At 74.5% G+C, this 7,522-nt stretch carries 4 protein-coding genes; all 4 read left to right on the forward strand.

The window, feature by feature from the left end; genetic code table 11:
• Positions 1-1,039 (forward strand): 2-oxoglutarate dehydrogenase, E2 component, dihydrolipoamide succinyltransferase (gene sucB, locus STRIP9103_RS22170; RefSeq protein WP_009318428.1); only part of this gene is annotated, 1,039 nt, incomplete at its 5' end.
• A gap of 334 nt (positions 1,040-1,373) precedes the next feature.
• Positions 1,374-2,015 (forward strand): GntR family transcriptional regulator, encoded by a 642-nt coding sequence (locus STRIP9103_RS22175; RefSeq protein ID WP_009318426.1) that lies wholly within the window; start codon positions 1,374-1,376, stop codon positions 2,013-2,015.
• A gap of 301 nt (positions 2,016-2,316) precedes the next feature.
• Positions 2,317-7,302, forward strand: a complete 4,986-nt coding sequence (locus tag STRIP9103_RS22180) for a cation-translocating P-type ATPase (protein WP_009318430.1) — start codon at positions 2,317-2,319, stop codon at positions 7,300-7,302.
• A 74-nt stretch (positions 7,303-7,376) separates the two neighbouring features.
• Positions 7,377-7,514, forward strand: a complete 138-nt coding sequence (locus tag STRIP9103_RS50050) for a hypothetical protein (protein WP_158696903.1) — start codon at positions 7,377-7,379, stop codon at positions 7,512-7,514.
• Positions 7,515-7,522 lie beyond the last annotated feature (8 nt).

Raw genomic sequence — 7,522 nt, forward strand, 5'->3', positions numbered from 1 at the left:
CGCCGCTGCCCCGGCCGCGCCGGCTCCCGCGCCCGCCCCGGTCACCCCGGCTCCGGCCGCTGCCGCACCGGTCGCGCCCGCCGCCGCCCAGGCGACCGACGAGGGTGCGTACGTCACCCCGCTGGTGCGCAAGCTCGCCGCCGAGAACGGGGTCGACCTGGCCACCGTCAAGGGCACCGGCGTCGGCGGTCGTATCCGCAAGCAGGACGTCATCGCCGCCGCCGAGGCCGCGAAGGCAGCCGCCGCGGCTCCGGCTCCGGCCGCCGCCGCACCGGCTGCCGCCGCTGCCAAGAAGGCGCCGAAGCTCGAGGTCTCCCCGCTGCGCGGCCAGACCGTCAAGATGCCCCGCATCCGCAAGGTCATCGGCGACAACATGGTCAAGGCCCTGCACGAGCAGGCCCAGTTGTCCTCGGTCGTCGAGGTCGACATCACCCGTCTGATGAAGCTCCGGGCGCAGGCGAAGGACTCCTTCGCGGCCCGCGAGGGCGTCAAGCTCTCCCCGATGCCGTTCTTCGTCAAGGCCGCCGCCCAGGCGCTGAAGGCCCACCCGGTCATCAACGCCCGGATCAACGAGGCCGACGGCACGATCACCTACTTCGACACCGAGAACATCGGTATCGCGGTGGACTCCGAGAAGGGCCTGATGACCCCGGTCATCAAGGGTGCGGGCGACCTCAACATCGCCGGTATCGCCAAGGCCACCGCCGACCTGGCGGGCAAGGTCCGCGGCAACAAGATCACGCCGGACGAGCTGGCGGGCGCGACCTTCACCATCAGCAACACCGGTTCGCGCGGCGCGCTCTTCGACACGATCATCGTGCCGCCGAACCAGGTCGCGATCCTCGGCATCGGTGCCACGGTCAAGCGCCCCGCCGTGATCGAGACGGAGGAGGGCACGGTCATCGGCGTCCGCGACATGACCTACCTGACCCTCTCCTACGACCACCGCCTGGTGGACGGCGCCGACGCGGCCCGCTACCTGACGGCGGTCAAGGCGATCCTGGAGGCCGGCGAGTTCGAGGTCGAGCTCGGCCTGTAATCGCCGATCAGGCCCTACGGCGGTGCCCTCGCCCGGAACTTCCGGACGGGGGCACCGCTTGCTTGCGACCGGGGACAGCGCCCCTTCAGGGGCGCGGGGAACCGCGCGAGCAACCACGACGGGTCGGTGGCGTCCACACAGCGCACGCCCCCCAATCTCTCCAGGCCGGAGGCCGTCCGGTACCGGTCTTTACGAACCGGCTCCCCATGGGAGCGTGTAAGTCTCGTCTCACCTGCACAAAAGCGCCCCCTTGCGGTCCTCCCCGGCAGGGCCCCGGCTTTATTGTCTAGAGGTCGAACGCCCTTGGGGCTCTGCCCCCGCCGAAGGAGCCCGCATGACCACCGCGCCCGTCGTCCACTCGCTGCGCGAACAGATCCGCGAGCACATCGTGGAAGGCATCGTGAGCGGGCGGTGGAAACCGGGTGAGCGGATCGTGGAGCGGCGGATCGCGACGGAGCTGGAAGTCAGCCAGACCCCTGTCCGGGAAGCGCTGCGCGAACTGGAGTCGCTGCGGCTGATCGAGTCGGCTCCCAACAAGGGCGTACGGGTCCGGAACCTGACCGCGGCCGACCTGGAGGAGAGCTATCCCGTACGGGCCGGTCTGGAGGCCATCGCCGCGGAACTGGCGGCGGAGCGGCTCGCGGAGGACTGCTCGGCCCTCGAACCGCACGTCACCGCGCTCTATGAGGCGGACCGCAACGCCGACGGCACGGGGCAGGTGCGGCACACGGTCGGCTTCCACCGGGAGTTGGTGCGGGCGGCCGGCAACTCGGTGCTGCTGCACACCTGGGAAGGGCTGGGCATCGAGGTGTTCACGGCCCTGTCCATCCGCTGGCTGGGAACGGTCCAGCAGTCCTACGCCGAGGAGCACCAGGAGCTCGTCGAGGCGTTCCGGCGGCGCGACCCGGACATCGGCCGTCTGGTGAAGGAGCACGTACTGGGCTGCGCACCGCACGCCGCCGACGACCTCTCCTGACGTTCGGGATCCGTCCGCCGCATCCAGATCCCTGTTCCAGATCCCTGTTCCAGATCCCTGTTCCAGATCCCTGATCTGTCGGACGCGCCCTGATCCATCCGACACATCCCAGGCCTGCCTGATACATCCGACGCATCCCAGATCCGCCTGATACCTCCCGGCCCGTCGGCTCGTTCGGCCACCCGGCCCACGCGGTGGGTCCGTGCCGAGCGGGGACCGCCGGGACCTGCACATACTGGCGTGAGCCGTGTCGTCGCCGAGGCGGTGCGGACAACCCCCGTCGGCCGATCATGGAGGCCGCGTGATCCCGCCAGTGCTCTCCTCCGTTCTCCCCAAGTCGATGCCGCCCTCGATGGTGCTGCCCTCGGCGGTGGGCGCCGTGGCCGGGACGGCCTCGTCATTGGCCCGGTCGGCCGCGCAGGGGCTGACCGCCGTACCGGCGGCGTTGCCCGTCGTCGGCGCGATGCTGCGACCGCGGACGACGCCCCGGCTCTGGCGGACGGCCGGTGGCGTCCAGATCGAGACCCGGCACCTCGGACGGCCCGGGACGGCACCGGCGGCACGCGAGCTGGAGGCCGCGCTGCGCCGGGTGCGGGGCGTGAGCCGGGCCGAGGTCAACGGCACGCTGGGCTGTGTATACGTCGGCTGCGATCCGGAGACGGACCCGGACGCCCTCGCCTCCCTGGTCGCGGCAGCGGACGAGACCGCCGAGAAGAAGCCGGCCAGGGGCGGGGCCGAGAAGGCACGAGCGAGCGGCGAGGGCGACAAGGAGCAGGCAAGCGGCGAGGGCGGTCGGCCGGCCGGGGGTGGGGGCCGGAGGCGGCCGGCGGTCGGGTACCCCCTGGCGGCCGGGGTCCGGATCGGCGCGGCCGTGCGGCTGGGCGCGAGTCTGGCGTCGGTGGGGGTGGCGTCCGTGGGCCGGGCGGCCCGGTTGCGGGGTCTGCCGCCGGTGGTGATCGCGGGGGTCCAGTTCGTGGAGTCCACGCCGCCGCTCCGCGACGGCCTTGCCCGCCTGGTCGGCGAGGTGGTCGCGGAGCGGAGCTTCGCCACGGCCAACCTCCTGGTGACGACGCTGACGTTCCGGCCGATCGGTGCCACGGTGGCCGCCGTACTGGCCGCCGCCCGGTACGCGGAGGTACGGGCCCGCCGCGGCGCGTGGGCGGACTGGGCGGGCAGGCTGGCCGTGCACGAGGGCACGTACCGCCACGACGCGGTACCGGATTACGAGCGCCCCGCCCCGCTGCCCCCGGCGCCGGGTGACCGGTACTCGCGGGTGGCGGCACCGACCTCCCTCGCGGCATACGGCCTCTCCGCGCTCGGCCCGCTGAGCCACGACCGGGCGCTGGCCTTGCTGATCGCGGGGACCCCGCGCGGCCCCCAGTTCGGCCGGGAGGCCTTCGCGTCCACGGCGGGCCGCGCCCTCTCCGACCGCGGCGCACTGGTCCTGCGCCCCGAGACCCTGCGCCGCATGGACCGTATCGACACGGTGGTCCTCGACGCCCGAGTACTGGCCACGGGGGGCTGGGCGATCGACGCCGTACTGCGCGTGCCCCCGCCCGGGGCGACGGGGCCGGGCCCCTCGGAAGGCGAGGGCCCGAAGGGCGGCCGTCCCGGGGGCGGCGACGGTGACGGCCCGGACGACGACGAGATCCACGCACGTGTTCACGAGTTGATCGAGGCGGACGGGCAGCACCGGTGGCGGGGGCGGTACCGAGGCGGCGCGCTGCTCGCACGGCGGCTGGACGGGTGGGAGTTGCGGCCGTACGACGGGGCGGAGGTCGGGCCCGGGGGTTCGTCCGGAACCGCTTCCCCCGAGGTGGCGCCGGAGCCCGGCACCGTACCCACCGGAGCCGCACCGGAGCACGTCGCGCTGCCCGCGGACGCGGTCGCGCGGGCTCGGGAGTGGGCGGAGGCGGGGGCTCAGGTCATGGTGGTCTCGCGGGAGGGGGTGCCGGTGGCCCTCGCGGCGTTGGTCGCCCAACTGCATCCGCTCGCCGACCACTTGGTGCGCGCGGCGCGGGAGTGCGGACAGGTGCGGCTGGTGGGCGGGCCGCCGGGGCTGCACCGGCGGTTCGGGCTGCCCGAGGCCGTGCCCACCGGGGGGCGGCGTACGGCGGCGCTGGTCCGCTCGCTGCAGGCGCGGGGCCATGGCGTCGCGGTGGTCTCGGCGCGGACCAGGCGCGGTCTGGTCCGGGGCGACCTGGGCGTCGGCGTGACCACCGGCCCTCGGCATGTGCCGTGGGACAGCGATGTCGCCGCCCCGCCCGATGTGGTCCATCTGCTGCTGACGGCCCTGCCGGAGGCCCGGCGGATCAACCGGGTGTGCGCCCGGCTGGAGGGTGCCGGAGCCGTGGTGGGCTCGGGCCTCGCCCTTCTGGTGCCCCGCCCCCGGGCCTGGGCACGGGCGCGTCTGGTGGCGGAGGCGGTGACCGTCGCGGGGGTCACGACGGGCCTCTGGGCGGGATGGCGGCTGCGTGGCCGTCCGGCTCCGGCCGCCACGGAACGCACGCCCTGGCACGCCATGTCCGTACGTCAGGTGATGACCCGGCTGGGCACGTCGTCCCGGGGGCTGGACGAGGCCGAGGCCGCCCGGCGCCGGCAGTTCGCGGGCCGTGACCGGCACGACGGTGCGGTCACCCTGGTCGGCCGGGTCGTGGAGGAGCTGGCGAATCCGCTCACGCCCATCCTGGCCATCGGCGGCGGTATCTCGGCGGCGCTGGGCTCCGTCCTGGACGCCGTGCTGATCGGCGGGGTGCTCGGCGTGGACGCGCTGGTCGGCGGGGTGCAGCGGCAGCAGGCCGACAAGGCGGCGGAACGGCTGGTCGAGGCGACCTCGGCGCGGGTACGGGTACGGCGGCCGGGCCGCGAGGAGGCCGTGGAGGCGGCCGGCGAACATCTGGTGCGCGGCGATGTGATCGAGCTGCGGGCCGGGGACGCGGTCCCGGCGGACTGCCGGATCGTACGGGCGACGGGTCTGGAGGTGGACGAGTCCAGCCTGACCGGTGAGTCGCTGCCCGTGGTCAAGGGCGTCGCGCCGACGGCGGCCCGCGCGGTGGCGGACCGTACGTCGATGCTCTATCAGGGCACGACGGTGGCCGCCGGCCACGCGCTCGCCGTGGTCGTCGCCACCGGGACGGCCACGGAGGCGGGCAGCGCGGCGGAGACGGACCTTGAGGCAGGGCCGCCGGAGAGCGGGGTGGAGCGGCGGCTGAAGGCGCTGGGCCGGTGGTTCCTGCCGCTGTCCGTCGCCGCCGGGGTCGTGCTGTTCGCCATCGACATGCTGCGCCTGCGTCCGCTGGGCGCGGCCCTGGGTTCCGCGGTGAGCCTGTGTGTGGCCGCCGTACCGGAGGGGCTGCCGTTCGTCGCCACCGTCGCGGAGCTGGCGGCGGCACGACGGCTGTCCACCCGTGACACCCTGGTGCGCAGCGCCTCCACCATCGAGGCGCTGGGCCGCACCGAGGTGCTGTGCTTCGACAAGACCGGCACCCTCACCGAGGGCCGGATCAGCCTCCAGCAGGTGTCCGACACGCTGGAGCGCCGCCCGCCCGACCGGCTCACCCCGGCGCTGGGCCGGGTCGTCGCCACGGCGGCACTCGCGGGTCCGGCGGGTCCGGCCGCGACGCTCGCCCACCCCACCGACCGTGCCATCGCGACCGGTGCCGAACTGCTGGGCGCCCCGCCCGCCCGGGCCGCCGGGCTCGGCTCGGACACCTGGGAGACGCTCGCGGAGCTGCCGTTCGAGCCGGGGCGCGGCTACCACGCCGTGCTGGGGCGGTCCGACAGCGAGACGCGGATCGTCGTCAAGGGCGCGCCCGAGGTGGTCCTGGCCCGCTGCGACCGCATCCGCCGGGGCTCCGGCACCGAGCCGTTCGGCATCCGGCCGCGCGAGGAGACCGAGGCGGAGATCGACCGGCTGGCCCGCAGCGGTCTACGGGTCCTCGCGGTCGCCGAGCGGGTGCTGCCCACGCCGGCCGACCAGCGGGACGGCGCGGGTGGGACCGAGGGCACGGGGGGTGCGGGCGGCGCCGACGGCACCGGTCGTACGGTCGACGGCACAGGTCGTACGGACGGCACGGCCGGTACGGATGCCGCCGACGGCACGGTCGCTACGGGCGCCACCGCAGACATCGCCGCCACCGCGGGTACGACCACCACGGCCCCCGGCACTGCCCCCGCGCTCGGCGACGAAGCCGTCGACGGACTGTGTCTGCTGGGCCTGCTGGGGCTGGCGGACCCGGTGCGGGGCACCGCCGCCGAGAGTGTGGACCGGCTGTCCCGGGCGGGGGTGCGCATCGTCATGCTCACCGGGGACCATCCCAGCACCGCCGCCGCGATCGCCCGGGAGCTGCGACCGGAGGAGGAACCCCGGCTGATGACGGGGGCGGAGCTGGACGCCCTGGACGACGAGGCGCTCGCCCTGACGCTCCCGGACATCACCGTGTTCGCCCGGGTCACCCCGGCGCACAAGGTCCGTATCGTGGCGGCACTGCGCAGGGCCGGCCGGATCGTCGCCGTCACCGGCGACGGTGCCAACGACGCGCCCGCCATCCGGATCGCCGACGTCGGTATCGCCCTCGGCTCGCGGGCCACGCCGGCGGCCCGCACCGCGGCCGACGTCGTGGTCACCGACGACCGCATCGAGACCATCGTCGACGCGTTCGTCGAGGGCCGGGCCATGTGGGCCTCGGTGCGCAAGGCGCTGGGCATCCTGCTCGGCGGCAACCTCGGGGAGATCGCCTTCACCCTGGCGACCACGCTGTTCACCGGGCGCAGTGCGCTGGGCGCACGCCAACTGCTTCTGGTCAACCTGCTCACCGACATGCTGCCCGCCATGGCCATCGCCGCCCGGCCGCCCGCCGGCCACGCCGACCGGCTGCTCGCGGAGGGCCCCGAGGCCTCGCTCGGCCAGGCCCTGACCCGGCACCTCCGGCTGCGTGCCGTGGCCACCACGGCGGCGGCCGGCGTCGCCTGGATCGCCGCCCGGGGCACCGGTACCAGGGCGCACGCCGACACGGTCGCCCTGGTCGCCCTGGTGACGTCGCAGTTGCTGCAGACCCTGGCGGACGCGGGCCGCGATCCCGTGGTCGCCGTGGCCGTGGCGGGGTCCTTGCTGGTGCTGGCCCTGGTGGTGACCGTGCCCGGGCTCAGCCACTTCTTCGGCAGCCGACCGCTGGGTCCCGTGGGCTGGACGATCGCGCTGGCGTCGGCGGCGGGCTCGGTACTGGTGCCGGCCCTGGCATATGCCATCATCGGCCCGCAAGGGAGAGTTCACCGAAAAGACACCTGAGCGCGGCCTCTCGGATGAGAACAACCCGCACAAAGGAGTCGTACCTCCGCACGACGCACACGAAAGGCGGCCCCATGCCGCACATCCTCACCACGATCCTGACCCAGGTGGCGATCGCCCTCCTCGAGGCCGCCCTGGTGCGCCTGTTCATGCAGCTCTGGAAGTCGTTCGGCACCCAGGCCCACGGACGTCCGGCAGCCGCCCCCGCGTGACCGGTTCG

It is taken from the genome of Streptomyces ipomoeae 91-03, from assembly GCF_000317595.1.
Lineage (GTDB): Bacteria > Actinomycetota > Actinomycetes > Streptomycetales > Streptomycetaceae > Streptomyces > Streptomyces ipomoeae.